Source organism: Paenibacillus nitricinens, from assembly GCF_052056485.1.
GTDB lineage: Bacteria > Bacillota > Bacilli > Paenibacillales > Paenibacillaceae > Paenibacillus_AQ > Paenibacillus_AQ nitricinens.
In genome coordinates this window covers 4087876-4113790 of record NZ_CP183948.1, presented here as the reverse complement: position 1 = coordinate 4113790, position 25915 = coordinate 4087876, and the positions used below count along the sequence as shown (strand labels likewise).

General features: G+C 43.2%; 30 protein-coding genes. All 30 read left to right on the top strand.

What is annotated here, in order from left to right; translation table 11 throughout:
- Positions 1-5 precede the first annotated feature (5 nt).
- Positions 6-1484, top strand: coding sequence for a flagellar hook-length control protein FliK (locus tag ACN6KS_RS18200; RefSeq protein WP_440960194.1), 1479 nt, complete (start codon positions 6-8; stop codon positions 1482-1484).
- A gap of 32 nt (positions 1485-1516) precedes the next feature.
- A complete protein-coding gene (locus tag ACN6KS_RS18195) occupies positions 1517-2011 on the top strand; it encodes a flagellar hook capping FlgD N-terminal domain-containing protein (RefSeq protein WP_094869610.1) in 495 nt (164 codons plus the stop codon).
- Positions 2008-2394 (top strand): TIGR02530 family flagellar biosynthesis protein, encoded by a 387-nt coding sequence (locus tag ACN6KS_RS18190; protein ID WP_094869611.1) that lies wholly within the window; start codon positions 2008-2010, stop codon positions 2392-2394. Before ACN6KS_RS18195 ends, ACN6KS_RS18190 begins: the two co-directional genes overlap by 4 nt.
- A 103-nt stretch (positions 2395-2497) precedes the next feature.
- Positions 2498-3316, top strand: coding sequence for a flagellar basal body rod protein FlgG (gene flgG / locus ACN6KS_RS18185; RefSeq protein WP_094869612.1), 819 nt, complete (start codon positions 2498-2500; stop codon positions 3314-3316).
- A gap of 89 nt (positions 3317-3405) precedes the next feature.
- The gene (locus ACN6KS_RS18180) at positions 3406-3630 is read left to right on the top strand and encodes a flagellar FlbD family protein (protein WP_042128923.1); all 225 of its coding nucleotides are present in this window, start codon (positions 3406-3408) and stop codon (positions 3628-3630) included.
- Positions 3627-4094 carry a flagellar basal body-associated FliL family protein gene (locus ACN6KS_RS18175; RefSeq protein WP_094869613.1) on the top strand — a complete coding sequence of 156 codons (468 nt, stop codon included), beginning with the start codon at positions 3627-3629 and terminating at the stop codon, positions 4092-4094. Before ACN6KS_RS18180 ends, ACN6KS_RS18175 begins: the two co-directional genes overlap by 4 nt.
- A 39-nt stretch (positions 4095-4133) precedes the next feature.
- Positions 4134-5132 carry a flagellar motor switch protein FliM gene (gene fliM, locus ACN6KS_RS18170; RefSeq protein WP_042189444.1) on the top strand — a complete coding sequence of 333 codons (999 nt, stop codon included), beginning with the start codon at positions 4134-4136 and terminating at the stop codon, positions 5130-5132.
- Positions 5122-6423, top strand: coding sequence for a flagellar motor switch phosphatase FliY (gene fliY / locus ACN6KS_RS18165; protein ID WP_440960193.1), 1302 nt, complete (start codon positions 5122-5124; stop codon positions 6421-6423). Before fliM ends, fliY begins: the two co-directional genes overlap by 11 nt.
- 26 nt (positions 6424-6449) lie before the next feature.
- Positions 6450-6815, top strand: a complete 366-nt coding sequence (locus tag ACN6KS_RS18160) for a response regulator (RefSeq protein WP_036688523.1) — start codon at positions 6450-6452, stop codon at positions 6813-6815.
- A gap of 9 nt (positions 6816-6824) precedes the next feature.
- On the top strand, positions 6825-7352 hold the full coding sequence (locus ACN6KS_RS18155) for a flagellar biosynthetic protein FliO (protein WP_042128914.1): 528 nt from the start codon (positions 6825-6827) through the stop codon (positions 7350-7352).
- Positions 7349-8113: a flagellar type III secretion system pore protein FliP gene (gene fliP / locus ACN6KS_RS18150; RefSeq protein ID WP_042189441.1), complete on the top strand. Its 765-nt coding sequence runs from the start codon at positions 7349-7351 to the stop codon at positions 8111-8113. Before ACN6KS_RS18155 ends, fliP begins: the two co-directional genes overlap by 4 nt.
- A gap of 21 nt (positions 8114-8134) precedes the next feature.
- Positions 8135-8404 carry a flagellar biosynthesis protein FliQ gene (gene fliQ, locus ACN6KS_RS18145; protein ID WP_036688516.1) on the top strand — a complete coding sequence of 90 codons (270 nt, stop codon included), beginning with the start codon at positions 8135-8137 and terminating at the stop codon, positions 8402-8404.
- Positions 8405-8413: 9 nt separating this feature from the next.
- Positions 8414-9199: a flagellar biosynthetic protein FliR gene (gene fliR / locus ACN6KS_RS18140; RefSeq protein WP_283912197.1), complete on the top strand. Its 786-nt coding sequence runs from the start codon at positions 8414-8416 to the stop codon at positions 9197-9199.
- A gap of 22 nt (positions 9200-9221) precedes the next feature.
- Entirely contained in the window at positions 9222-10316 is a 1095-nt protein-coding gene (gene flhB, locus ACN6KS_RS18135) for a flagellar biosynthesis protein FlhB (protein ID WP_094875998.1), read from the top strand.
- Between the two features lie 17 nt (positions 10317-10333).
- Positions 10334-12367 (top strand): flagellar biosynthesis protein FlhA, encoded by a 2034-nt coding sequence (gene flhA, locus ACN6KS_RS18130; protein WP_094869616.1) that lies wholly within the window; start codon positions 10334-10336, stop codon positions 12365-12367.
- On the top strand, positions 12364-13725 hold the full coding sequence (gene flhF, locus ACN6KS_RS18125; RefSeq protein ID WP_280786405.1) for a flagellar biosynthesis protein FlhF: 1362 nt from the start codon (positions 12364-12366) through the stop codon (positions 13723-13725). The genes flhA and flhF overlap by 4 nt, the downstream gene beginning before the upstream one ends.
- Positions 13722-14603 carry a MinD/ParA family protein gene (locus tag ACN6KS_RS18120; protein WP_440960192.1) on the top strand — a complete coding sequence of 294 codons (882 nt, stop codon included), beginning with the start codon at positions 13722-13724 and terminating at the stop codon, positions 14601-14603. The genes flhF and ACN6KS_RS18120 overlap by 4 nt, the downstream gene beginning before the upstream one ends.
- Positions 14604-14636: 33 nt before the next feature.
- On the top strand, positions 14637-15968 hold the full coding sequence (locus tag ACN6KS_RS18115; protein ID WP_094869619.1) for a protein-glutamate methylesterase/protein-glutamine glutaminase: 1332 nt from the start codon (positions 14637-14639) through the stop codon (positions 15966-15968).
- A gap of 34 nt (positions 15969-16002) precedes the next feature.
- A complete protein-coding gene (locus ACN6KS_RS18110; protein ID WP_094869620.1) occupies positions 16003-18075 on the top strand; it encodes a chemotaxis protein CheA in 2073 nt (690 codons plus the stop codon).
- A gap of 27 nt (positions 18076-18102) precedes the next feature.
- Positions 18103-18564 (top strand): chemotaxis protein CheW, encoded by a 462-nt coding sequence (locus ACN6KS_RS18105; RefSeq protein WP_076285425.1) that lies wholly within the window; start codon positions 18103-18105, stop codon positions 18562-18564.
- Between the two features lie 36 nt (positions 18565-18600).
- Positions 18601-19194: a chemotaxis protein CheC gene (locus tag ACN6KS_RS18100; protein WP_371915738.1), complete on the top strand. Its 594-nt coding sequence runs from the start codon at positions 18601-18603 to the stop codon at positions 19192-19194.
- Positions 19187-19684, top strand: a complete 498-nt coding sequence (locus tag ACN6KS_RS18095; RefSeq protein WP_094869621.1) for a chemotaxis protein CheD — start codon at positions 19187-19189, stop codon at positions 19682-19684. Before ACN6KS_RS18100 ends, ACN6KS_RS18095 begins: the two co-directional genes overlap by 8 nt.
- A 2-nt stretch (positions 19685-19686) precedes the next feature.
- Positions 19687-20097 (top strand): hypothetical protein, encoded by a 411-nt coding sequence (locus ACN6KS_RS18090; protein ID WP_440960191.1) that lies wholly within the window; start codon positions 19687-19689, stop codon positions 20095-20097.
- Positions 20098-20286: 189 nt separating this feature from the next.
- The gene (locus ACN6KS_RS18085; protein WP_042189430.1) at positions 20287-21075 is read left to right on the top strand and encodes a FliA/WhiG family RNA polymerase sigma factor; all 789 of its coding nucleotides are present in this window, start codon (positions 20287-20289) and stop codon (positions 21073-21075) included.
- Between the two features lie 28 nt (positions 21076-21103).
- The gene (locus ACN6KS_RS18080; protein WP_094874818.1) at positions 21104-22507 is read left to right on the top strand and encodes a DUF342 domain-containing protein; all 1404 of its coding nucleotides are present in this window, start codon (positions 21104-21106) and stop codon (positions 22505-22507) included.
- A 148-nt stretch (positions 22508-22655) separates the two neighbouring features.
- Positions 22656-22967 (top strand): hypothetical protein, encoded by a 312-nt coding sequence (locus tag ACN6KS_RS18075; protein ID WP_094870301.1) that lies wholly within the window; start codon positions 22656-22658, stop codon positions 22965-22967.
- A 39-nt stretch (positions 22968-23006) separates the two neighbouring features.
- A complete protein-coding gene (locus ACN6KS_RS18070; protein ID WP_094878391.1) occupies positions 23007-23585 on the top strand; it encodes a hypothetical protein in 579 nt (192 codons plus the stop codon).
- A complete protein-coding gene (locus ACN6KS_RS18065; RefSeq protein ID WP_341135158.1) occupies positions 23582-24226 on the top strand; it encodes an endolytic transglycosylase MltG in 645 nt (214 codons plus the stop codon). Before ACN6KS_RS18070 ends, ACN6KS_RS18065 begins: the two co-directional genes overlap by 4 nt.
- A gap of 161 nt (positions 24227-24387) precedes the next feature.
- Positions 24388-25089, top strand: a complete 702-nt coding sequence (gene rpsB, locus ACN6KS_RS18060) for a 30S ribosomal protein S2 (protein ID WP_094870298.1) — start codon at positions 24388-24390, stop codon at positions 25087-25089.
- A 132-nt stretch (positions 25090-25221) separates the two neighbouring features.
- Positions 25222-25872, top strand: a complete 651-nt coding sequence (gene tsf / locus ACN6KS_RS18055) for a translation elongation factor Ts (RefSeq protein ID WP_042189425.1) — start codon at positions 25222-25224, stop codon at positions 25870-25872.
- Positions 25873-25915: the final 43 nt, after the last annotated feature.

Genomic DNA, 25915 nt, shown 5'->3' with positions numbered 1-25915 from the left:
ATAATATGAGTTTAGTGGTTCAATCGCTTGTGAACGCAAATACAGCTGCTGCAAGTGGTAGCTCATCAACTTCTACTGGCACAACAGCATCTGCTGTACCTTTCTCTCAGACATTAGTGCAAACTATGGGAGGAAACACAGCTAACACCACATCGGTACCTACTGATCCGCTTCTGGGAAATCTAACCTCTTTACTGCAAGGTCTTTTAAAGGAAGTGCAGACGACTGGAGAAGATCAAGGAGGACAAGATACGCAGAATTCTGATCTTATCGAGAAGCTAACTGCTGATGTTGAAAACCTGGATGAAAGCATTAATAGCGATCCTGCTGTGCTGGCAGCTTTGCAAGCTTGGCTTCTTCAGGTATCAGCTCTTCTATCAGGAAGTCAAGTGACCGAGAGTGATGCTACATCTGATATGGAGTCGGCAGGAAGCTTGTCACCGTTAGCTCAGCATGCAGATACGCTGCGGTTTGCTGTTCAAGATGATTTGCAAAGTTTAGTTACTATGATTCAGGAAGCTGCTGTCAGTGGGAACGAAGAGGCTGCTAGTAAAGGGATAAGCCTGTTAAATAATTTCACAGCGATACTAGAACAGTCCTCCGCTAACACTATTAAGGGGAAGGGAAAGAACTCCAGCTCAAATGAAAATTCTGGTGTATCTGTACAACAACCTATAGTGACTGAAAGCAAAGGCAGTACGCCGGACAAGACCATTCAAAACCTTAGTAACCGTGCTGGAGAAGCAGCTGCAATTAAGAATGAAGCAGTCCTAACTTCGCCTGTGACCTCAGGAGCTGTTCAAGATGCTGAAGCAGAGCTTACCACTCCATTGATTAAAAGCAGTGCAACTGGAGAAACAAAGCAGGCAGAATCCACTCAAGATTCCACATCAGGAACTACTATCATAGAAGGAGAACATGAGGTTGTAACGGCTGGTCAACTAGCTCTTCGGGGAGGAATTACGGCTCCGTTGAAGGCTGAAGTCCCAGTAGCTCCTGTACCCGTTCATCAGTTTGCACAGGAAATGACCGGTTTTATTACAGGTAAATTGGAGATTGTGCAAAAAGGCGGAGTAGCTGAGGCTACGATATCACTCTTTCCAGAAAACCTCGGACAAGTAGATGTTAAGATTACTATGCAAAATGGTCATCTCGTAGCACAGTTTATGACTGAACATTCCGGAGCTAAGGATATGTTGGAACAGCAAATGAACCAGCTTCGAGTGGCATTGCAGTCTCAAGGCCTCCAAGTAGAAAAATTGGAAGTCACACAAAATAATACCCCCCTCAATTCACAATGGGGTCAAGAAGGACGCCAACCTGGTTCTGGAAGTGGCCAGCAGGGAAGACGCTCCAAAGAAAGTCGTGAGGAAGCTAATGATGCCATTCTTGCCGCAGAGCTAAATGGTGAATGGAAAGATTGGGTTTCAAACGCAGGGCAAGAAGAAGATAATCAAGGGAGCTCCTTCTCTGCCAAAGCTTAAACTTATCATAAGTGAAAGAGAGGTGAACGGTTATGACGACAACAACTCCTCCTGTTTCTACCAAAGACCAGTGGAATTATACAACTCCTGAATCTACTAAAACAACAGGAAATTCTGCTTTGGGTAAGGATCAGTTTTTGAAGATATTGATCACCCAGCTGCAGAATCAAGATCCGATGCAACCGATGCAAGATAAAGAATTTATTGCTCAAATGGCACAGTTTACATCTGTTGAGCAGCTGATGAATATCTCTACACAGCTTACATCAATGAATCAGTCTCTTGGCTCAGTATCCGGCTTGATTGGTAAAGATATCACATGGACGGATACCGCCACAAATCTGCCTAAGACAGGGAATGTTGAATCAATCGTTGTCAGCAAGGGGATTCAATATGCGGTTGTGGGGAAAGACAGAGTTGCTTTAACCGATATTACACAAATTCAGAATCCTGCAACAACAGAGAATGGTTCTGGTACAGATAGTAATACTCCGGAGAATAACGGAGGAAGCGAGGCGACAATATGAGTGACAGGCTGACCATAGGCCAACTGTATCCTGCGTCGTCCCTACATTCCTCAACGTTACAGCGATCTTCGATACCGAAGCAGACTGTGACTGGAGAAGCCACCTTTGAGAGCGTACTGCAACAGAAACTACTAAAATTCAGTAATCATGCTGCCAAGCGTCTTGAACAAAGAGGAATTGAACTTGGAAGCAGACAACTGGATCAGATTTCTTCAGCTGTGGATAAAGCTGCTGCCAAAGGTAGCAAAGAATCCTTGATATTAATGAAGGATTTGGCATTTATCGTAAGTGTCCCGAATCGTACGGTTGTAACCGCAATGGATGGAAGTTCGATTAAAGATAACGTGTTTACGCAAATTGATAGTGCAATTGTGATTTCATAACCGGCTGGTCCTAACGGAAAGCCGAGGCGGCCGCTGACCGACTGACGCGGTCCCATTCACTTAGTAAGTTATTAGGACTCTATAATCTGGGAGGACAACACAAATGTTAAGATCTATGTATTCAGGGGTTTCGGGGATGAGAGGCTTTCAGACTAAGCTTGATGTAATCGGTAATAACATTGCCAATGTCAATACAATTGGTTTTAAATCAGGACGGGTTATGTTTAAGGACATTATGAGTCAAACCGTTTCTGGTGTAACAGCTCCTAGTGACGATGCCCAAGGTGGTGTGAATGCTAAACAAATCGGACTGGGCGTAAGTATCGCTTCTATTGATACACTCCATTTGGCCGGTAGTGCTCAAACTACTAACAATCCTACAGATTTGCGTATTGACGGAGATGGCTTTTTCTTAGTGAAGCTTACTGCGGATCAGGAAACTGCTTTTTTGACTCGTGCAGGAGATTTTCATGTAGATGCTGCACGTAATCTTGTTACTTCTGACGGACTTCATGTGCTAGATGCCGATGGTACTGCCATTCAACTGGGTGATGATGTAACAGCATTCTCCATTTCCAATGATGGAACGATTGTTCAGACCATGGCGGATGGAACGACTGAAGCAGGTGTGAAGATCGGAGTGGCTAAGGTTACTAATCCATCTGGACTTGAGAAGATCGGTGGTAATCTGTACCGGATGTCACTTAATGCGAATGCAGAAGGCGAACTTGTTCCTACGACAGCGAATGATACTGAAACTGGAACAGGCGCTATCATTTCGGGTCAGCTTGAAATGTCCAATGTGGATCTTACGAATGAATTTACAGAAATGATCGTATCGCAACGTGGATTCCAGGCGAACTCCCGTATCATTACGACTTCTGATGAAGTGCTGCAGGAAGTAGTTAATCTGAAGCGTTAATTTTATCAATAATTTAATTTCTTTTTTAAAGATTAACGCGGAGTCGTGGGGGAGATACCCCTCCCCCTATTTTTGTTAGGAGGCCTGTTATGATATCGGTAACGAGATTAAATGGAACACCGATGTGGATCAATGCCCTACTGGTAGAAATGGTAGAAGAAAGCCCGGATACATATATTACACTAGTAACCGGAAAAAGACTGATCGTGCTTGAAAAAGCGGATGAAGTTATTACGAAGATCCGGGATTATAACAGGGACATAGGCACATATGCTGCCACCATTAAAGTCCAGTCAATGGAGGAGCTAACATGAAGAAGATGCTGCCATGGTTACTTACGATTTTACTTGCGATTACACTTATCGTGATAGCCGCATTTCTATTAATGGACAAGATCTTTCCGAATGATACGAATGATGTAAATGCTGCGGTTCAAAGTGTGGAAACCAAACATTTAACTGCTGATGAAATCGTCGAATTAACGGCAGAGATCAAAGATATCAAAACAAATCTTGCTGATCCCGATTATATCGTTCAGATAGATTTCGCTTTCCAACTGAATTCTGCGAAATCAAAGGAAGCATTCGAAAAAATAAAAGAGATCAAAATCAAACCGATTATTATCAAAACGCTTGCAGATACCAAACCTGAGGAGCTTAATGGAGCAAATGGCAAAGACCAGCTTAGCAGCAAGCTTGTTAATCTGATCAATAAGACATTGACCGAAGGCAAAATCACTCAGATCGAAGTCACCAAATACCTTTTGGCTTCTATGTAGCTTCAGGCATGATAATTCTTTGATAGGGGGGTGATTGAATTGGTTGATGTACTATCACAAAACGAAATAGATGCTCTACTTGCTGCACTTTCTTCAGGTGAGATGGATGCCGATGAGCTTAAAAAGGAAGAAACTCAGAAGAAGATCCGATCGTATGACTTTAAACGGGCCGTTCGATTTTCTAAAGATCATATTCGTAGTCTTACAAGGATTCATGACAATTTCGCACGCTATCTTACAACGTACTTTTCAGCCCAATTACGCACCTTTGTGCAGATTAATGTCGTTCAAGTAGAGCAGCTCCCTTATGATGAATTCATTCGTTCCATTCCGAAAATGACAATACTGAACATTTTTGAAGCCGAACCTTTAGAAGGTCGAATGGTAATGGAAGTTCATCCAAACATCGCTTTCGCTATGCTGGACAGATTGCTGGGCGGTTTTGGGACTGCACCATCTAAGATTAATGCTTTAACTGAAATCGAAACAACGATTATGGAGCGTATCTTCAGCAGATGTTTTGAGAGCTTGCAGGAAGCTTGGAAGACTGTGCTGGATATCCATCCGCGCATGGAAGCGCTCGAAACGAACCCACAGTTCATGCAAATTGTATCGCCCAATGAGACCATTGCATTAATCTCATTAAGCACCAAAATTGGAGATACAACAGGTATGATTAATCTTTGCATACCGCACGTCGTTCTGGAACCAATAATGTCTAGACTATCTGTTCACCAATGGTTTGTAACAGAGAAGAAGACGCGGGATGCAGATGAACTTGAAGCCATTAAGGCTAGAGTTCATAAGGCGAAACTGCCGATTGTCGCTGAACTGGGAGAATCGAGCTTATCTATATCTGAGTTTCTTGGGCTTAGCGTCGGTGACGTGATCTCACTAAACAGGAATGTAGATTCTGGACTCTCGATTAAGGTAGGGGAGAAGCTTAAGTTCATCGGAAGTCCTGGAATGGTGAAGGACCGGGTAGCCGTGCAAATAGACGAGATTGTCAGTGAAGGAGTTGAAGAATTTGACGAGTAAAGATTATTTATCCCAAGAAGAAATCGACGCCCTTCTGAGACAATCTGCGGAAGGCTCATTGGCTCCTTCAGAGAAAACGGTAAATGACTATTTAACACCGTTTGAACAGGATGCTTTGGGTGAAATCGGTAATATAACGTTTGGGAGTGCAGCTACAGCTCTTTCCACATTACTGGGGAAAAAGGTTGATATTACCACCCCTCAAGTTTCCATCATTACACGAGGGGAGTTTGAGGTGGCCTTTCCTAAGCCGCATGTAGCTGTACACGTGGAATATGTTGATGGATTTCAGGGTATTAACTCACTTGTTATTAAAATTAGGGATGCACAGGTTATCGCAGATTTAATGCTTGGTGGAGAAGGCGAACCTAAAGATGAAGAATTGAATGAAATCCACATTAGTGCTGTGCAGGAAGCTATGAACCAAATGATGGGTTCTTCTGCCACATCAATGTCTACTATCTTCAATCGATTTGTTAATATTTCGCCTCCGGGTATCGACATTCTGAACATGTCCAGCGGTGAAGGTGTTGGCAGCTTACCCAATGACGAAACCTTAATTCGGATTTCGTTCCGACTTAAGATAGGAGATTTAATAGATTCTACTATTATGCAGCTCTTGCCTGTCCAGTTTGCTAAGGATATGGTGACGATGCTTCTGGGTGATGTAAGCCCTGCAGCGCAGGAGGCTGCAGTTACGTCGACAGAGACTCCTGCTAAGCCAGCTCAAGAGACGCCTCCTGTAGCTCCTCCAGTGCAACAGGCGCCTTCACAGCCCATAGGAGAAACCCCTCCGCCATACCCGCCGCAGGGGATGCCTGGTTATCCAGGAATGCCAGAAGGCGGATATTATTATCCTCCAGCAGGAATGCCGGCGTATGGCATGCCAGGGATGCCACCCTACGGAATGCCGCCTCAAGGCATGCCTTATGGGCAGACACCACCGCTTAGTCCTGAAGCGAATCGCAATGTAAATGTACAGCCTGTACAATTTGCTAACCTTAACGGTGGAGCTTTTGGTCATATTGATGAAAACAATTTAAATTTATTGATGGACATACCGCTTAGAGTAACCGTAGAATTAGGAAGGACCCAGAAGCAGATTAAAGATATTTTAGAAATGTCTCAAGGCTCGATCATTGAGCTGGACAAGCTCGCCGGTGAGCCTGTAGATATTTTGGTTAACAACAAGCTTATTGCCAAAGGTGAAGTCGTAGTTATCGACGAAAACTTCGGCGTACGCGTTACGGATATCGTCAGCCAGTGGGACCGAATTCAGAAATTACAATAAGCATACTTAGGGAGGATTTTGTAAAAATGGCTAACCGAATTCTAATCGTGGACGATGCAGCATTTATGAGAATGATGATCCGTGACATTTTGTCGAAAAACGGATTTGAAGTAGTGGGCGAAGCTCAGGACGGTTCTCAAGCGATAGAAAAATTCAAGGAACTGCGTCCGGACCTCATCACGATGGATATTACTATGCCTGAGATGGACGGAATCGCCGCCCTGAAAGAAATCAAGAAAGTAGATCCGGCTGCTAAGGTCATCATGTGTTCAGCCATGGGCCAGCAGGCTATGGTAATCGATGCTATTCAAGCGGGAGCGAAGGACTTTATTGTGAAGCCTTTCCAGGCAGACCGCGTTATCGAAGCTATCAACAAGACGTTGGGTGTGTAGGAAAAAGACATGCCCGTCAATTCAGAACCGCTCGGTAGCAATAACACCCTGCTGAATTTGCTTAACGTTATTATTGTCCTTGCGGTAATCATTGTACTTATTGTGCTGCTGATCCGTTTTCTTGGACGTCGTAATCAGACCTTTATGAGCGGGCGCTCCATTCGGACGCTTGGTGCTGTAGGGCTGGGACCTAACAAGTCGATGCAGGTTATTGAACTGGGAAGCAGCCTTTACTTAATCGGGATTGGTGAGAACATATCCATCTTGGATAAAGTCACTGATCCAGATGAGGTGGCTTTGATCATTGCAGCATTTGAGGATCAGTCCTCCAACCAGAATAATTTTCTCGCACCGCTTATTGCCAAGGTTAAGGTTAAGCTGCGTGGGGAGGTTCCATCAGAAGAAATCGAGCTTAGTGAAACATCATCTTTTTACGAGACACTGCAATCCAAGCTTCGTTCTGCACCAGAGCGTAAAGAGAAAATGGAAGAGCTGTTCCGGGATGATGCTACTAAGGATGAGTCGAGGAATTTATGAAAAAGAAGCTAATTCTTGCTATTCTGCTGTTCGGGTTCATTAGTATAGTCATGATGCGGCCGATACATGCTGATCCTATACCTAATGTTAATATTCAGGTCGGTAATGAAGATGGTTCAAGCGGTGGTACCAGTTCCATATCCATTCTTCTTCTCGTTACGGTTCTGAGTATTGCTCCGGCGTTTCTAGTTCTTATGACCAGTTTTACTAGAATTGTAATCGTGCTCGGTTTTGTTAGAACTTCACTTGGTACTCAGGCCATGCCTCCCAATCAGGTGCTGGTAGGGCTTGCTCTATTTCTGACCCTATTTATTATGTCGCCAACTTTGGCGCAAGTAAATGAAACGGCATTACAGCCGTATATGAAGGGGACGATTACCCAGACTGAGGCTTTTGATAAAGCTGCTGATCCGATGAAAGAGTTTATGTTTAAACAGACCAATTCCAAAGACCTTTTGTTATTTATGAAATATACCGGTTATACGGGATCGGCTAAACCGGCTACATACAGTGATATTCCACTGACGGTGATGGTGCCAGCTTTCGCAATTGGAGAATTGAAAAAAGCTTTTACAATGGGCTTCTTAATTTTCATTCCATTTCTGATTATTGATATTGTTGTGGCGAGTACGCTGATGGCCATGGGAATGATGATGCTTCCCCCGGTCATGATTTCATTACCTTTTAAAATTATGCTCTTTGTACTGGTAGACGGCTGGTACTTAGTCATTAAATCACTACTTCTTAGTTTTAACACCTGACCTTAAGAGGAGGCATGAGGATTGAGTACGGAGTTTATTATCGGTCTAGCAAGCCAAGCCGTATATTTAGTGCTGGAAGTCAGCGCTCCCATGCTGATTCTTGGTCTGGTGGTAGGGCTAATAATCAGTATCTTTCAAGCTACGACACAGATTCAGGAACAGACGCTAGCGTTTGTTCCAAAAATCGTCGCAGTACTGCTGGCTTTATTGCTATTTGGGCCGTGGATCATCACGAAGCTAATTGACTTTACTAGCCAAATTCTAGGAAATCTCTACATGTATATTGGTTAACCAATGAACATGGATACCTTATTGCAAAGTTTACCCGTCTTTTTGCTTATTTTTTGTCGAATTACAGCCTTTTTTGTTGTCGTTCCTGTATTTTCTTCTCAAGGGGTACCGACAACTTTTAAGATAGGCATATCTTTTTTTGTAGCATTGGTAGTCTTTAGTGCTAATGGAACAGGGATTATGATTCCGCAGGATTTTAGTTATATTTTGCTGATTATGAGAGAAGTATTAATAGGTTTATTGCTAGGTTTCATTGGATATTTGATGTTTATGGCGATACAGACAGCAGGTTCTTTCATTGATATTCAGATTGGTTTCGGTATTGCCAACGTCATAGATCCTATGACAGGAACGTCAGCACCTATTCTCGGTAATTTCAAATATATGATAGCCCTGCTAATGTTTTTGAGCATGAATGGACATCACCATTTACTAGATGCCATTGTGTACAGCTATAAATGGATTCCTATGAATAATGATTTATTTTTACGCATGGTTGATGGTAGTTTGTCAGAGTTTCTGGTCCGAACATTTGCGCAGTCGTTTGTATTAGCTTTTCAAATGTCGGCTCCATTAGTAACTGCACTGTTTCTGACCGATGTTGGTCTTGCTTTTTTGGCGAGAACGGCTCCGCAATATAATGTATTCGTTATAGGGGTTCCGCTAAAAATCATCATAGGCATTGCACTTCTTTTAGTGCTGATGCCAGGTCTGGCTGTGTTGTTTCAGAATCTCTTCGAAATCATGTTCGAATCCATGGAGAATTTACTGGGTCTCATGGGGAAGAAGCCGTAGGTGACCGTAAGGGGAGAGTATTATGCCTAAGACGAAGCGTTATAGACTAGATCTTCAACTCTTCGCCGGTGAAAAGACGGAAAAAGCAACCCCGAAGAAACGGCAGGATGCTCGTAAAAAAGGCCAAGTAGCCAAAAGTGCTGAGCTGTCTGGTGCGGTTGTATTGCTAGCTGCGGTAGTTAGCTTGATGATGTTTGGTGGTTTTATGAAAGAGCGTTTTATGAAGCTATACACGGACGTTTTTCAGAATCGAATGATGCTGGATGTTACACCTGAGAATATAACGCTGCTATTTAATCAGTATGGCTTGCAAATCTTGATTTTGCTAGCCCCATTACTTGGAATTACGTTTGTTATGGCACTTGTTTCCAACTTGGCGCAGGTGGGCTTTATGGCTACAGGAGAGGGGATTACTCCTAAATTCAGTAAGATTAATCCGATAAAAGGATTCAAAAATATTTTCTCTATGCGTTCGTTTGTAGAATTCCTGAAATCAATATTTAAGCTTCTAATTATTTCTTATCTGGTATATAGCACTTTATGGGGAGAAAAGAAGAACTTTGCATCCCTGTCGCATATCAGTGCGGAGGGGATTTTTAAGTTTGCGGCCAAGCTGACGATGAGTCTTGGACTGAAAATCGGGGTTGCCCTGCTAATTATGGCTATTCTAGATTTTATGTATCAGAAGTACGAGCACGAAAAAAGCCTGAAAATGTCTAAGCAGGATATTAAGGATGAATACAAGAAAATGGAGGGTGACCCTCTAATTAAAGGTAAGATCAGGGAACGCCAACGCAGAATGGCCATGCAGCGTATGATGCAGGAAGTTCCTAACGCGGATGTAATTATTACGAATCCAACTCACTTTGCTGTTGCGCTAAAATATGATGGCTCCAAAATGGAGGCGCCACAGATTATTGCAAAAGGGCAGGATTATGTAGCACTTCGTATTCGGGAGCTGGCTAAAGAGCATGGCGTCGTGACTATGGAAAACAAACCGCTGGCACGGGCATTATTCCAAAGAGCAGAAATTGGAGATGTCGTTCCAAATGATCTGTTTCAGGCTGTAGCTGAAGTGCTGGCATATGTATATAAACTTAAAGGTAAGAGGAAATAAGGCGGGGGGTTAGGACATTGAAAGCTAAAGATTTAACAGTTTTGCTAGGCATCATCGGTATCGTGCTTATGATGATTCTGCCTATCCCGTCCTGGCTTTTGGACGTTTTGCTAGTTATTAATATCTCTATAGCATTAATTATCATACTAGTGGCTATGAACACGAAGAATGCACTCGAATTTTCAATTTTCCCTTCATTATTGCTTGTTACGACATTGTTTCGTCTTTCACTAAATATTTCGACAACGAAATTGATCCTGACTTATGCAGATGCCGGTTCCGTGGTATCTACTTTCGGTAGCTGGATCGCCGGCGGACAAATTGCCGTTGGATTTATCGTGTTTCTGATTTTGGTAGTCGTTCAGTTTATTGTTATTACTAAAGGTTCAGAGCGTGTAGCTGAGGTAGGGGCGAGATTTACCCTGGATGCAATGCCCGGCAAGCAGATGAGTATTGATGCCGATCTTAACGCAGGCATGATTAACGAAACACAGGCACGTGAGCGTCGCCGCAATGTTGAGCGGGAAGCGGATTTTTTCGGAGCCATGGATGGTGCGAGTAAATTCGTTAAAGGAGACGCGATTGCGAGTATCATTATTCTGTTGATCAATCTTATTGGTGGATTTATTATCGGTATGGTTGTGCACGGAATGGACTTCTCTACTGCGTTATCTACTTATTCCGTATTGACGATCGGGGACGGTCTAGTCAGCCAGATTCCTGCTTTGCTCATTTCGACTGCAGCAGGTCTTATCGTTACCAGAGCTTCATCGGAAGGTAATCTGGCAGAAGAATTAACAGGTCAGTTACTGTCCTATCCAAAGTTGTTATATATTGTTGCAGTTACTGTTGCTTTTCTAGGTCTATTTACACCTATACATATGATTACTACGCTCCCGCTAGCTGCTTTGCTGGCTTTTGCAGCCTATAGTATGGGACAAAATTTAAATCGAAAACAGATAGCCGAAGAGCAGCTTGTTGAAGAAAAACAGATTGAAGAGGTACGAAGTCCGGAAAGTGTAATTAATTTACTCTCTGTAGATCCTATTGAATTCGAGTTCGGCTACGGTCTTATACCTTTGGCAGATACAGGTCAGGGTGGAGATTTACTAGATCGTATCATCATGATTCGACGGCAATGTGCCCTTGAAATGGGTCTTGTAGTGCCTGTTATTCGCATTCGCGACAATATTCAACTAAAACCGAATGAATATGTCATAAAAATTAAAGGAAATACTGTCGGCGGCGGTGAATTATTACTTAATCACTACTTAGCCATGAGTCCAGGCTATGATGATGAATCTATAAACGGTATTGAGACCATTGAACCATCCTTTGGACTTCCTGCGTTATGGATTGACGAATCGGTTAAAGAGCGGGCTGAATTGTCCGGCTATACCGTAGTAGATCCACCATCCGTTGTTGCAACACATTTGACGGAGCTGATTAAGCGGTATGGACATGAGTTGTTAGGACGACAAGAAACTAAGATGTTGGTGGATAACCTAAGAGACAATTATCCTGTGCTTGTTGATGATCTTATTCCTTCGGTATTAGCGGTTGGGGATGTTCAAAAGGTACTTGCCAAGTTGCTGCGCGAGAAAATATCCATCAGGGATTTGGTTACTATCTTTGAGACGTTGGCGGATTACGGGACGTACACCAAGGATCCTGATATTCTTACCGAATATGTCCGTCAATCCTTGTCCAGACAGATTACTCAGCAATTTTCGCAAGTTGGAGAGACTCTGAAAGTTATTACGGTGGGACCTAACCTAGAGAAGAAAATTTCTGAGAGTGTGCAGCAATCTGAACAGGGCAGTTATCTGGCATTGGATCCAGCATCGACTCAAACGATCTATCAGCGGTTAAGTGAACAGATCAATCGTCTGCTGCAGTCAGGACAACAGCCCATTGTACTAACATCACCAACCATTCGTATGTATTTGCGGCAGGTGATTGAACGGACCATGCAGGATATTCCTGTACTGTCTTATAGCGAACTAGAGCCTAACATTGAAATACAAAGCGTCGGAGTGGTGAATTTATGAGAGTGAAGCGTTATGTGGTGGATACGATGCCTGACGCCATGCATTCCATTCGCAGTGAGCTTGGAAGCGAGGCTGTAATTTTAAGTACTAAAGAAATAAAGATTGGCGGATTTTTAGGATTGTTTAAAAAGAAAAAAATAGAGGTTGTAGCGGCTGTAGAAAAAGCTCAAAAGGAGAGTGCTCCTGAAAAGCCTGTGAAGCCTGCGATGAACATCCCGCGCAGCGCTGTCCCGCAAGCCTATCAAAAAGCTGCATCTTCATCATCTGCTTCTACTGTCATATTGGAAAAGCCGGAAGAGCCTCGGTCCTTTGCAGAAATCGCCGCTGCCTTGTCGGAAGCTATTGATGTAAAAGAATCGATAGCCAAACATCCAGAGCCTGATCAGAAATCGCTTGAATCCAATTCAGATGAAGCTACCTCAGTATCAGCCTTATATGAATCTTTAGGGTTAGATCAAACGCCAGAGGTTGCCTCGGCGCTCGAGAATGATGTTCTTCGTGAAATTAGAGATATGAAGCTTTGGATGGAACGAATCGCGAGGCAGTCTTCAGGGGCAAGAGAATTACCCGATAGTCTCCAGCAGCTTAGAGATCTTTTGATTGAGCAGGAGATGGACACTGTACTTGTTGAAGAGTGGATCAGTAATATCTCCGAACGTTGGGCGGAAGAAGGGCGTACTTGGGGCCCTGAGAAATTTCAGGAGTCCTTAAAAGAACAGCTCGATGGATTCCTGTCAGGGCGAATCGCTGATGGAATTGCACATGATACCCAAATCGTATATATTGCAGGGCCCACAGGAGTAGGGAAAACTACTACCATAGCCAAGCTTGCGGCTGAACAGCTATTCAAAAACGGACGCAAGGTTGGTTTTATCACCTCTGATACGTATCGGATTTCAGCTGTGGAGCAGTTGCGTACATACGCAGCTATCCTGAATGTTCCGCTAGAGGTTGTACAATCTCCCGGAGATTTACAAAGAGCACTCTTTCGATTGGAGAGTTGTGATCTTGTAATTATGGATACAGCTGGACGGAATTATCGTAATGATATGCTGGTAGCAGAACTTCAAAGCTTGTTAGCGAAGGAATTAAGAAGTGAGACCTATCTTGTGCTCAGCTTAACTTCGAAAAGCCGTGATATGAAATTGATTGCCGAGCACTTCGGCAGGTACAAGCTGGATAAAGTTATTTTTACCAAGCTAGATGAGACGGGAAGTTATGGACCACTCTTTAACGTCCTGAATGATTTCCCTCTCACATTATCTTATATGACCAATGGTCAAAATGTACCTGACGATTTATTGATGGCTTCCAAAGAACAACTTAGTGAGATGCTTCTTGGAACAGGTGAATCATGATGGATCAGGCACAATCCTTGAGACAGCTTGTATCCAGTCAGGAGCCTAAACTAGCTGGAAAAGGGGAAACATCCGCCCGTATCATTACTGTCTGTAGTGGTAAAGGTGGCGTAGGGAAATCGAATTTTACACTTAATTTCGCTTTAACTTTAAAAGCAATGGGAAAGAGGGTATTGCTGTTTGATGCAGATATTGGCATGGCTAACATAGACGTGTTAATGGGCGTATCGGCGAAGTATAACCTATATCATCTGTTAAAAAGAGAAGCGGATATTGAGCAGATTATTCAGTTAGGACCGAACGGGCTTCCTTTTATAGCAGGTGGATCGGGCATGGATGAGTTGTTTTCTCTTTCGGAATCGGACCTTAATTATTTCACAGCTCAGATAGCCCTTATTGGGGACAGCATGGATTATATTTTGTTTGATACAGGTGCTGGATTATCTAAGGAAACGATGAAGTTTATAACCTCTGCGGACGATTGCCTAGTAGTTACAACACCAGAGCCAACTGCTATTACAGATGCTTACGCATTAATGAAGGTTGTGAATCGGACGTATCCGGAGATTTCTTTTAAACTGATCGTGAATCAAGCGGGTGATGAGAGAGAAGCATCAGTGACAAGTGATAAGATCCGTATGGCAGCCAGTCGTTTTTTACAATTAGATGTTTCCTATCTTGGTCATATAAGCTCAGATGCCCATGTAGTGCAGGCTGTCAAAAGGCAGACGCCATTTTCATTGGCTTTTCCAAACAGTGTTGCTGCAAAAGATATACATCGGCTAGCCCTAAGTTATTTGACCATAGATGGTAAAAAAGATACAAAAGTTCAAGGCATTAAAGGCTTTATCCATAAATGGTTGAAGCGAAGTAAATAATTGTTCTGAATCTGGAACAGAGGTGGAAATGATATGAAGCCATATAAAGTTTTGGTTGTTGATGATTCTGCATTTATGCGCAAGATCATTTCCGATTTAATTGAAAATGACGCTGACTTTCAGGTGACGGCAACAGCCACAAATGGTCGCGAGGCTATCGAGAAAATAAACAAACTTCGGCCGGATCTAGTTACTATGGATGTGGAAATGCCGGAGATGAACGGCCTGGAAGCGCTGAAAATAATAATGGCGTCAGATCCGCTGCCAGTGATTATGCTATCAGGCATCAATGAAGAGGGCATGAAGGAAACCATTCTTGCACTGGAATGGGGCGCTTTTGATTTCATTCGTAAACCTTCGATATCAAATTCCCAGGATATAACGGTCGTAGGGGAATCTCTAAGAGAGCAAATGAAAGAAGCTATGCTGGCTCGAGAGCAACGTGAAGCGCGAGCATCTGCTTTTAGGATGCCTGACATCACGCCTTTAGAGCCATTACTGCCGACTGCACCGAGATTGTTACCGGAAAAATCCAAGGCAGCACTCAAATCTTCTCTCAAAGATGAAGGAATGAGAAAACCTCGGGGGAAACAGCCAGTAGATAGTATTATCCCTAAAAAAGCAACCAAACCAATCATCTCTGCTAAAACACCGTTAATCGAAAAGTCTAAACCAAAGACTAAAGTAGAGAATAAATCCATTCCGCCCAAACCGGTGATAGAGTCTTTAGTGGAGGTATCTTCTGATCCTCCGGGACTTTCTCCGGATCGAATGGTTGGTAGCAAGAATTTGCACAAATTAGTTGCTGTCGGTTGTTCTACAGGCGGACCTCGTGCACTGAAGGTACTCCTGGAGAAAATTCCAGCGGATTTTCCGGCTCCTATTGTCATTGTGCAGCATATGCCGCCTAACTTTACGAAATCACTAGCTCAGCGTCTGAATACATTCAGTCCGCTAGAAGTGTTAGAAGCAGAGCAGGGGATGATATTACGAAAAGGAGCAGCCTACATTGCGCCTGGAGGCTATCATTTACAAGTTACCCCAACATCTAAAGGGCAATATGCAGTTGTACTCACGAAGGAGGAGGCGCGAAATGGCCACCGACCTTCAGTGGATGTTTTATTCGAATCATTGCTTCCACTCACATCTCTGGATCGGCACGTGTTGTTGATGACAGGGATGGGTAGTGATGGTGCTAGGATGATGAAATCTCTCTATGACTCAGGGGTTACCTCAACATTTGCTGAAAGTGAAGAGACCTGCGTCGTTTACGGGATGCCGCGATCTGCGGTGGAATTGCAGTGCGTCAAATATGTACTGCCTTTGCAAGAAATTGCTCCAAGGCTAGTGCAAGCCGTTAAATAACGGAAAAGCGAACTCGAAGGGGAGGAGCTCTACTATGGACATGAACCAATATTTATCCATGTTTATTGATGAGTCGAATGATCATCTGCAGTCATTGAACGAGAGCATGATGGGGCTGGAAGCGAATCCTGAGGATCTTAGTATCGTACAGGTAATATTCCGCTCTGCGCACACCTTAAAAGGTATGGCAGCGACTATGGGCTTTGAAGATTTAGCTTCACTTACACACCAAATGGAGAATGTGTTAGATCTTGTACGTAATAACAAGCTGCGCATGCAGGATTTTATTTTTGATACGTTATTCAAAAGTTTGGATGCCTTAGAGTCTATGGTTGAGGATATTACTAGAGGCGGCGAAGGTAAAGCAGATGTATCAGCCATTGTCTCATCCTTACAGGCTATCGTCCGGGGTGAGATTCCGGTTGAAGGCGGAGCAGCCTCTGCTGCTAATACGCCTGCTGCACAAGCAGCTGAAACTCCGATTCATTTAGATGAGTTCCAATTTTCTGTTCTGGAACAATCGATTCAGGAAGGGCATCATGCATTGTATGTGGACGTAACGATCCGAAAGGATTGTCAACTTAAGGCTGTACGTGCATACATGGTGTTTGATCTGCTCGAACGTTCGGGTGAAGTAGTTAAATCCTTCCCATCCGTTCAAGATATAGAACAAGAGAAATTTGACCAAAGCTTCTCACTCTATTACATAACCCAAAAAACCGCTGATCAGATTCAGGCAATGATTATGAATTTGTCTGAAATTGATAAAGTAACAGCAGTAGCACTAGATCAAGAATCCTTGAAAATGCTTGGTCAAGAATCGGCAGCAGCCGTGTCAGAGGTTGCCGCAACAGCCACTGTAGAGGAAACAGCTCCTGCTGCTCCAGTAGCATCTAAACCATTGCCTACCAAAGATGAGGGTAATAAGCCGGGAGCAGCCAAAACAGGAGGGGCGCCTTCACGTACGATTCGCGTAGATATCGAACGGTTAGACGTGCTAATGAATCTATTTAGTGAACTTCTGATTGACCGAGTTCGTTTAGAGCAGCTGGCTTCAGAGGTTCAGAATGGCGATCTTACGGAAACCGTCGAGCATATGGGCAGAGTAAGCGGAGATCTCCAGAATATTGTGATGAAGCTTCGGATGGTTCCAGTAGATACCGTATTTAACCGGTTCCCACGTATGGTTCGTGATCTAGCTAAGTCGCTGGATAAGAAAGTAGATCTAATTGTAACGGGTGCCGAAACAGAGCTAGACCGGACGGTAATCGATGAAATTGGTGATCCACTTGTGCATTTATTGCGTAATGCGGTTGATCACGGTATTGAATCCATTGCTGATCGTATTGCTGCTGGTAAACCAGAGACTGGGACAGTTCATTTACGTGCTTTCCACAGCGGAAATCATGTCTTCATTGAAATTGAGGAAGATGGAACAGGGATTTACCCAGAGAAGGTATTGAAGTCTGCTGTGAAAAAAGGCGTGATTACGCAAGAACAGGCAGCAAATATGACGGATGATGAAGCTTATCAACTACTATTTGCACCAGGTTTCAGCACGGCAGAAGTTATTTCTGATGTCTCAGGCCGTGGCGTAGGACTGGATGTTGTTAAAGCTAAGATTTCATCCCTCGGTGGGAATGTAACAATCTATTCTTCACCAGGTAAAGGAACGAATTTCTCAGTACAGCTGCCACTTACGCTATCCATTATTGCGGCCATGCTTATTCGGTTGGGCTCTGAGAAGTACGCCATTCCATTATCCTCTATTGTGGAAACTGGAATCGTGAAGAACACTCAAATCCGTACGATTCATGGCAACAAAATGTTAGAGTTCCGGAATTCTCATATTCCACTAGTATCTCTTAGTCGACTATTTTCGGTGCCTGATTATGATGAGAGTACTGAAGAAGAGACAGAGATCGTAGTTGTACGTAAGGGAGAACGTCTTGTGGCCTTGGCGGTACAGGATTTTATTGGTCAGAACGAGATCGTTATCAAGAACCTAGGTAAATATTTACCTGAAATTCAAGGGATATCTGGCGCAACGATACTTGGAGATGGTCAAGTAGCACTTATTATTGATCCGAACGCTTTTATTAAATAACTAGGATAGAACAGGGAGGTTCATTCCATGGCTGAAGATATTAAAGTGATAGTGTTCAAATTAGGCTCAGAGGAATACGGTATCGAAGTTGAGAAGGTACAAACCATTGAGCGCATGATGCCAATAACTCGTGTACCTAAAACGTATTCTTTTATCAAGGGTGTAATTAATTTACGTGGTGTTGTTATCCCTGTGATTGACCTTCGTGGTCGCTTTGGGATCGAAGAGGCGGAGCAGACAGACCAGTCTCGTGTAATTATCGTATCTGTTAATGAAATGGAAGTAGGTTTCATTGTTGATTCAGCAAATGATGTAATAGATTTGAACAGAGATTCTATCGATACACCTCCAGATGTTGTTGGCGGCATCAAAGCGAAGTATTTAGATGGGGTGGCCAAGATAGGTGAAGAGCGCTTGCTGATCATGCTTAATCTGTCAGAAGTGCTTAACAAAGGCGAAATCGTTCAATTAGAAAGCCTAGAGGGCTAACCTGTGGAATTATTTAAGCACTATAAGGATTTTAAAATGGATGTGCTTAAGGAAGTCGGGAATATTGGAGCTGGGAATGCAGCCACCGCATTATCACAGCTCTTGAATAAGCCGATTGATATGGCTGTTCCCAAGGTACAGCTTCTCAACTTTGAAGAGATTACGGACAAAGTTGGTGGAGCTGAAGAACTAGTATATGCAGTTTTCTTACGTGTGGAGGGAGAAGCTCCGGGCAACCTGTTTTTTATTCTTTCTCCGGAAGCCGCTTTGAACTTACTCAGTCGCATTGCAGGCATCGAGATTTTGAGTGATCAAGAACTTGGAGAAATGGAGCTTTCCGCGCTGAGTGAAATTGGAAATATATTAGCAGGATCGTATCTATCTTCTCTTGCAGACTTTACTTCACTTTCTATGTATCCAACAGTTCCTGCACTTGCCATGGATATGGCTGGAGCCATCCTAAGCTACGGTTTGCTGCAATTTGGGCAAATGGGTGATGATGCATTGTTGATCGATACTACCTTTTTTGAGGGGAAAAATGAAATTGAAGGACAATTTTTCCTTATACCCGATCCGGAATCATTCCCGAAAATCTTCAAATCGCTAGGAGTTCCGTTTGAAAATGATTGAAGAACAAAGCATCATTAAAGTAGGGATGGCAGATCTTAACGTTGGAAGCCAGGATAGTTTGATTCGTACAACCGGTCTTGGCTCCTGCGTGGGATTGACATTGTTTGACCCTGGAAAAAAACTCGCGGGAATGGCGCATGTGATGCTCCCTACTTCTGAGATTGCTAGGGAAGGGCAATTAAACATCGCTAAGTTTGCAGATACTGCAGTGCCGGAGCTCTTATCCCGTTTGCTGGAGCTTGGTGCGGTCCGGAGTCGGATCGTAGCCAAGATGGCAGGAGGATCACAAATGTTTGCCTTTGCCGGGGGGAGCGACACCATGAGGATCGGGCCTCGTAATGTTGAATCTTGTAAACTTGCTCTTGAGCATTTGAAAATTCCGTTAATTGCGGAAGACACGGGCGGTAATTATGGCCGTACGATAGAAATTGCCTGCAACACTGGTGTATTGTTCATCCGCAGTGTGCAAAAAGGCGCTAAGGAAATATAAATATGAAGATGATAGGAAATATTTTTATAAACTTGCTGTTTGGTTTGATAGGTTTTGTATTCACATTTTTTGTAACCTACAGTAATAATGTCCTCGGTACTAGTTTATTACGAAGCCTATTAGGATTTATCACTTGGTTTCTGCTTGCTTTCCTCCTAAGATGGGTATTGGGTTTTATCGTGTATCAATCATCGCCTCCGGATGAACAGGATGTTCAGGGAGAAGAACTTGGTGCAAAGCTAGACATCAGTACCCCTAATGAGGATGAAGAGTTAATTAATCTACTGAAACCGAAGCCAGGACAAGGGAGTGGGAACAGTGAGGGGTTCAAGCCTCTTACACCCCCAAAACTAGTCTCTATGAAAGATCCTGAAGAATTGGCCAAGGCCGTTCGTCACCTGAAAGAAGAATAAGCGAGCGCTGTGGCGGAATCGGTTATCTTAAAATATAAGAAAGTATAAGTTTCACTTTATACATTATCCTTATATTTCTCGCATAAACGCTAACTTCCTCATAAGGATGCCGAGGGCGTTTATGCTTGTGACTAGGCAGGTTTCGCCGCGACAAGCTCTCTGACTAAACTTTGGGAAGGGTGAAAGCTATTGAACGAGCGTAAAGCTTCTCAATTGGAAACTGATGAGCTATGGGAACAGTGGAAAGAACACAGTGACCCTGAAGCCAAAAAGAAGCTGATAGAGAGTTATCTCCATATTGTTGATTACGTATCCAGCCGGTTGGCTGTGGGGTTGCCCAAAAATGTATCTAAAGATGATCTAGCCAGTAATGGAGTAATGGGATTAATTGATGCGATTGAAAAATTCGACTACAAACGGGGATTGCAGTTTCAGACCTATGCTTCCTGGCGCGTACGTGGTGCGATTTTAGATTCCTTACGCCAAAGTGATTGGGTCCCTAGATCTGTGCGAGAAAAAGCTAAAAAAATCGAGGATGCTTATCAGCAGTTGGAACAGAAGTATTTGAGATCCGTTAGTGATGAGGAAATGAGTCTATACCTGAATATTAGTGTAACAGAATTTCAAAATATGTTGCAGGATGTGGCTGTAATGTCACTATGTTCTCTGGAAGACCCGATTCGTGAAGAGGAATCAGAGACCCGAATGTCCATACTGGTGGACGATAAAGCTAAGAATCCGGATAGCAAGGTAAATGAATTCTACTTACGCGAAGCCCTCACCAAAGGTATTGAGAAATTAACGGTGAAAGAACGGACCGTTGTGTCCCTTTTATATTATGAAGATTTATCATTGAGCGAAATCGCAGAGGTCATGTCACTATCGCCTTCACGGATTTCGCAGCTTCATTCCAAGGCTATTTTACGGCTGAGGGGAACGCTTGAGAAGAATCGCGATCTACTTATGCAGAACGATTAACCGTTAGCGGTGACAAGGGGGAGCAAAATTGATCGGTCAAAATGCTTTGGATCAGTACTTAAGTATTACTTTTTCGGATGACAAAGGGATCGCGTATTTACAGTTCTCCAAAAAGGATGAGAATTTTTCCTGCTCACCTACAGAATTGGAAAGCTTCCTGCACAGTCACAATATTCGCTACGGGGTCCAGCGTGATATTGTTGAACGTATCTGTAGTCATCCGGAGGAGTTTTTTTGGAGTAAAGTCGCTATTGCTACAGGTGAACCTGCAGTAAATGGAGTCGACGGACATATTATGCTTACTGTTGATCTGGAAGAGGATCGCAAACCGCTTGAAAAAGCGGATGGTAAGGTGGATTATAAGGATTTAGTTCGGCTTCGTAACGTCCTCAAAGGAAAGCTGATAGCTAGAATTATTCCTGCTCAGCCTGGTAAGCATGGTAAGACTGTAACTGGTGATGAGCTTGCTTTCAGAGCCGGAAAGGAAGCTCATTTTAAAGTAGGTAAGAACGTACTCGTTGATAACAATGAAACTTCGATGTATGCCGCAATTGACGGTCTTGTTACTTTAACCGATAGCGGTAAAATCAATGTATTTCCTGTGTATGAAGTGAATGGTGATGTAGACTACAGTACTGGGAACATTGATTTTGTAGGTACTGTCGTTATTCGAGGAAACGTACTTTCAGGATTTTCTGTAAAGTCCGCCGGAGATATTCGTGTAGTTGGTGGAGTTGAAGGAGCGGAATTAATCTCTGGGGGATCCATCGAAATTACGGGTGGAATTATTGGTTATAACAAAGGACATGTAACTGCTGGGAAAAATGTTAAGGTCTCTTTCATTCAAGATGGTAATGTAACAGCTGGTGAAGATGTCATTGTATCCCAGAGCATTATGCACTCCAATATACGTGCGGGCAGAGACGTTCTTTGTAACGGAGCTAAGGGTCTGATTGTTGGCGGAACTGTACAGTCTGGGGAAAGAGTCGTAGCACGTACAATAGGCAATACCATGTCCACAGCGACTTCTATTGAGGTCGGTGTAGTACCTGAGCTAAGAAATGAGATTAACGAGCTGCGGCAATCACTGCGTCAACTACTGGAAAATGAGGACAAAACCTCTAAAGCGTTGTATCTATTAAATCAATTGGCAACTAATGGTCAACTCCCTGCAGATAAAGTGGCACTTCGCGTAAAATTGAATGCTACTAAACAGTCTCATCAACGTGAGGAAAAAAGAATTAAAGAACGTGTGCTAGAGATTGAAAGAATGCTAGAAGATACAGGCAGAGCTAGAGTTGAAGTGATTAAAACGATCTATGGCGGATCCAAAATTATGATCGGTAGATATACTCGATTTGTAAAGGACCCCACAGAACGAGTTGTGTTTATTTATAGTGAAGGTGATATATCCTTAACGCCATACAATTAATCGGGCGGGCAGCAATAGCGGCCGGCCATTCTTGAAATATAAGAAAGTATAAGTTTCACGTTATACATTATCCTTATATTTTTACGAGAAACGGTTATCGTCTTCAAAAGACGACAACATCGTTTCTTCTTATGAGAAGAGGGTTATGATGAGCCTAAAACCAGTGGAACTGCAAATTGCACTACCTCGGACTACGGAAGCGGGTAAGATTCAGAATGAATCTCAGCAGCGCCCCGCTATTGATCAGCATCAACTGGCAGGACAAAATGTGAAACAAAGCCAGGAAATGACCATGCGAAGCGCTGAAGTGGATGAATCTTCTGAATCTGCTTTACGCGATGGCGGAGATAAAGGCAATCATCATTCCGGAGGGAATCCTTCTTCGGAGAAACGTTCGAAGTCAGGTACTCGTGATGCGGAACATCCTTACAAAGGACAGCGCATTGATCTGAGTCTTTAATAAGTAGTTATATTTGATATGTTAAAGGAGATAAGGCACTTGCAACCATGGGTGTATATTGTGCTAGTAGGTGTCGCCGCTATTCTTTATGCCCTTTTACTTCCAGCGCGTATGAAGGAAGGAAAAGCAAAGCAGCAAAGCCTCAAAGAAACAGAGGCTGCGCTTGAGCTATATATGGCTGACATAGAGCGCGAAAATGAAGAGCTAGTACAGTTAGTCAGCAGCATTAAACAGCAATCACAAACTAATCATGTAGCAATGCAAGGGCAGATTAGTGATTTGCAGCATCAATTAACAGAATTACAGCAAAGCTCTTTATTACTAGAGGGCCGAGTAACTAATGAAGAAAAACGGTTAAGAGAGTTGGAAGTTTCGGTTGAGAAGGGTTCGTATGCTAAGGTTTCGGCGATCGGAGACCCATCTGCCGGTGCCGAAATACGTTCAATACAACCAGAAGTGAAAGCGAAACCTATTAGTTCTATTAAATTGCGATATCCACGATTATTTGAACTACATGAGCAGGGGAAATCGATAGACTCCATTGCCAAGACGGCTGGACTTCAGCGGGGAGAAGTGCAACTGATTCTGCAACTCGCCAAACAGGAGGAATCGGTATGATGAAGAACCGTTCTTTTTTGTTCGGACTTGGCACAGGGCTAATTGCAGGCGCCCTATTACTTCAATTAATGATATCCGGTGGAGCGGCTCCACTCACCAAGGAACAGGTAATACAAGGTGCTGAGAAATTGAACTTGAAGGTTATCGACGAAGCTACTGAACCTCCTTCGGATGAGTCTGCTTTGGAGGACGCTGTTCAAGGTCAGAAGTCAGCTGGCGTTAATGAGGGAATTACGGAGAACGTGGCACCTTCTGAGCCTTCAGTAGCGGCTTCTCCCGCTCCTGTAGTATCTCCTACAGTATCTGATAACCCCAGTAAGGTTATCCCTCCTAAAGAGCCCTCAACGCCTAAAGAAGGCACTATTGAGGAGCCAGAGGTCACTACTGCACCAACTGCTGTTGCGCCTGATAAGCCTAAAGCCACTGCGAATGCAGGGGTAGTTGTTCGTATACCTTCAGGTAGCACACTGACAAAAACAGCAGATATTTTGGAGAAGGCTGAAGTCATTAAGGATAAGGCTAGTTTTCTTAAAGCCGCCAATCAACGTCAGATCAATACGAAGATTCAATCGGGTTCTTACACCTTTAATAAAGACGAGAGTCTAGATTCTATAGTAGAAAAATTAATAAGTTTTCAATGATCGTTGCATATACTAATAAAATATGATATAGTAATTGACGGTGTTAAAACACACGCCGGTTGATTTCGACAAGGGGTGCTTTCTTCTGAAGAAAGTCTTGCTGAAAGATGACGCACGGCGGAGGAGACACACAATAAACCAAACTTAGGAGGTGTGTGAAGATGGCAGTAATCTCCATGAAACAGCTTCTAGAAGCTGGGGTACACTTCGGTCACCAGACTCGTCGTTGGAACCCAAAGATGGATCGTTATATCTTCACTGAAAGAAACGGAATTTACATTATTGACTTGCAAAAAACAGTCAAGAAGGTAGAAGAAGCTTACAACTTTGTAAAAAGCGTCGCTGGTGACAACGGCACAATCCTATTCGTAGGAACAAAGAAACAAGCACAAGATTCCGTAAAAGAAGAAGCAGAACGTTCCGGTATGTTCTTTATTAACCAACGCTGGTTGGGCGGAACTCTTACTAACTTCCAAACTATCCAAAAACGTATTGATCGTTTGAAGAAATTGGAAGCTTGGGAAGAAGACGGCACTTTTGAAGTTCTACCTAAGAAAGAAGTTATCCTTCTTCGCAAAGAGAAAGATCGTCTTGAGAAATTCTTGGGCGGTATCAAGAACATGAAAGGTCTACCAAGCGCGTTGTTCATCATTGACCCGCGTAAAGAGCGTATTGCAGTTGCAGAAGCTCGCAAATTGGGTATTCCAATCGTAGCTATCGTTGATACTAACTGTGATCCAGACGAAATCGACTACGTAATTCCAGGTAACGACGACGCTATCCGCGCCGTGAAATTGTTGACTGGTAAAATGGCAGACGCTGTTGTTGAAGCTCACCAAGGCGAAGACACAACTACTGCTTAAGTAGCGACTAACACATACAAGAACTTAAATGAAAAGGGTGGTTGGCAGGTGGATAACCTCTCACTGCCCTTTTTTTAGGATAAAAGCCTTGAATAATGTAAGAAAACGACAATTACCTGGAGGGAATAAACAATGGCAGTTGATGCAAAAGCAGTAAAAGAACTTCGTGAAAGAACAGGCGCTGGTATGCTTGATTGTAAAAAAGCGCTTGAAGAAGCTAATAACGATATCACTAAAGCAGCTGAATTGCTTCGTGAAAAAGGTCTGTCCGCAGCAGCAAACAAAGCAGGTCGTATTGCTACTGAGGGTGTTGTAGAATCTTACATCCACGCTGGCGGCCGTATTGGTGTACTTGTAGAAATCAACTGCGAAACTGACTTTGTAGGTAAAACAGATTCCTTCAAGGATTTTGCTCGCGATATCGCTATGCAAATCGCTGCAGCAAACCCGCGTTATGTTCGTCGTGAAGAAGTTCCACAAGAAGATGTAGAAAAAGAAAAAGAAATCCTGAAAGCTCAAGCTTTGAACGAAGGTAAGCCTGAGAAAATCATTGAAAAAATGGTTGAAGGACGTATTGGTAAATATTACGAAGAATATTGCTTGCTTGAGCAAACCTTCGTTAAAGACCCGGACAAAACGATCTCTCAATTGCTGAACGAAAAAATCAGCACAATCGGAGAAAACATCTCGATCCGTCGTTTTGCTCGTTTTGAACTAGGCGAAGGCTTGGAAAAGAAAGTGGATAACTTTGTTGAAGAAGTTATGGCACAAGTAAATAATTAATTTCAGCTTTATCATAAATGCGAAGAATTGAATAAGGGCAAGC

Bases quoted from the DNA above. Each gene is read 5' to 3' on its own strand.
- ACN6KS_RS18200 (WP_440960194.1), top strand. From the start codon at position 6: ATGAGTTTAGTGGTTCAATCGCTTGTGAACGCAAATACAGCTGCTGCA.
- ACN6KS_RS18195 (WP_094869610.1), top strand. From the start codon at position 1,517: ATGACGACAACAACTCCTCCTGTTTCTACCAAAGACCAGTGGAATTAT.
- ACN6KS_RS18190 (WP_094869611.1), top strand. From the start codon at position 2,008: ATGAGTGACAGGCTGACCATAGGCCAACTGTATCCTGCGTCGTCCCTA.
- flgG (WP_094869612.1), top strand. From the start codon at position 2,498: ATGTTAAGATCTATGTATTCAGGGGTTTCGGGGATGAGAGGCTTTCAG.
- ACN6KS_RS18180 (WP_042128923.1), top strand. From the start codon at position 3,406: ATGATATCGGTAACGAGATTAAATGGAACACCGATGTGGATCAATGCC.
- ACN6KS_RS18175 (WP_094869613.1), top strand. From the start codon at position 3,627: ATGAAGAAGATGCTGCCATGGTTACTTACGATTTTACTTGCGATTACA.
- ACN6KS_RS18160 (WP_036688523.1), top strand. From the start codon at position 6,450: ATGGCTAACCGAATTCTAATCGTGGACGATGCAGCATTTATGAGAATG.
- ACN6KS_RS18155 (WP_042128914.1), top strand. From the start codon at position 6,825: ATGCCCGTCAATTCAGAACCGCTCGGTAGCAATAACACCCTGCTGAAT.
- fliP (WP_042189441.1), top strand. From the start codon at position 7,349: ATGAAAAAGAAGCTAATTCTTGCTATTCTGCTGTTCGGGTTCATTAGT.
- fliR (WP_283912197.1), top strand. From the start codon at position 8,414: ATGGATACCTTATTGCAAAGTTTACCCGTCTTTTTGCTTATTTTTTGT.
- flhB (WP_094875998.1), top strand. From the start codon at position 9,222: ATGCCTAAGACGAAGCGTTATAGACTAGATCTTCAACTCTTCGCCGGT.
- flhF (WP_280786405.1), top strand. From the start codon at position 12,364: ATGAGAGTGAAGCGTTATGTGGTGGATACGATGCCTGACGCCATGCAT.
- ACN6KS_RS18120 (WP_440960192.1), top strand. From the start codon at position 13,722: ATGATGGATCAGGCACAATCCTTGAGACAGCTTGTATCCAGTCAGGAG.
- ACN6KS_RS18115 (WP_094869619.1), top strand. From the start codon at position 14,637: ATGAAGCCATATAAAGTTTTGGTTGTTGATGATTCTGCATTTATGCGC.
- ACN6KS_RS18110 (WP_094869620.1), top strand. From the start codon at position 16,003: ATGGACATGAACCAATATTTATCCATGTTTATTGATGAGTCGAATGAT.
- ACN6KS_RS18105 (WP_076285425.1), top strand. From the start codon at position 18,103: ATGGCTGAAGATATTAAAGTGATAGTGTTCAAATTAGGCTCAGAGGAA.
- ACN6KS_RS18100 (WP_371915738.1), top strand. From the start codon at position 18,601: ATGGATGTGCTTAAGGAAGTCGGGAATATTGGAGCTGGGAATGCAGCC.
- ACN6KS_RS18095 (WP_094869621.1), top strand. From the start codon at position 19,187: ATGATTGAAGAACAAAGCATCATTAAAGTAGGGATGGCAGATCTTAAC.
- ACN6KS_RS18090 (WP_440960191.1), top strand. From the start codon at position 19,687: ATGAAGATGATAGGAAATATTTTTATAAACTTGCTGTTTGGTTTGATA.
- ACN6KS_RS18075 (WP_094870301.1), top strand. From the start codon at position 22,656: ATGAGCCTAAAACCAGTGGAACTGCAAATTGCACTACCTCGGACTACG.
- ACN6KS_RS18065 (WP_341135158.1), top strand. From the start codon at position 23,582: ATGATGAAGAACCGTTCTTTTTTGTTCGGACTTGGCACAGGGCTAATT.
- rpsB (WP_094870298.1), top strand. From the start codon at position 24,388: ATGGCAGTAATCTCCATGAAACAGCTTCTAGAAGCTGGGGTACACTTC.
- tsf (WP_042189425.1), top strand. From the start codon at position 25,222: ATGGCAGTTGATGCAAAAGCAGTAAAAGAACTTCGTGAAAGAACAGGC.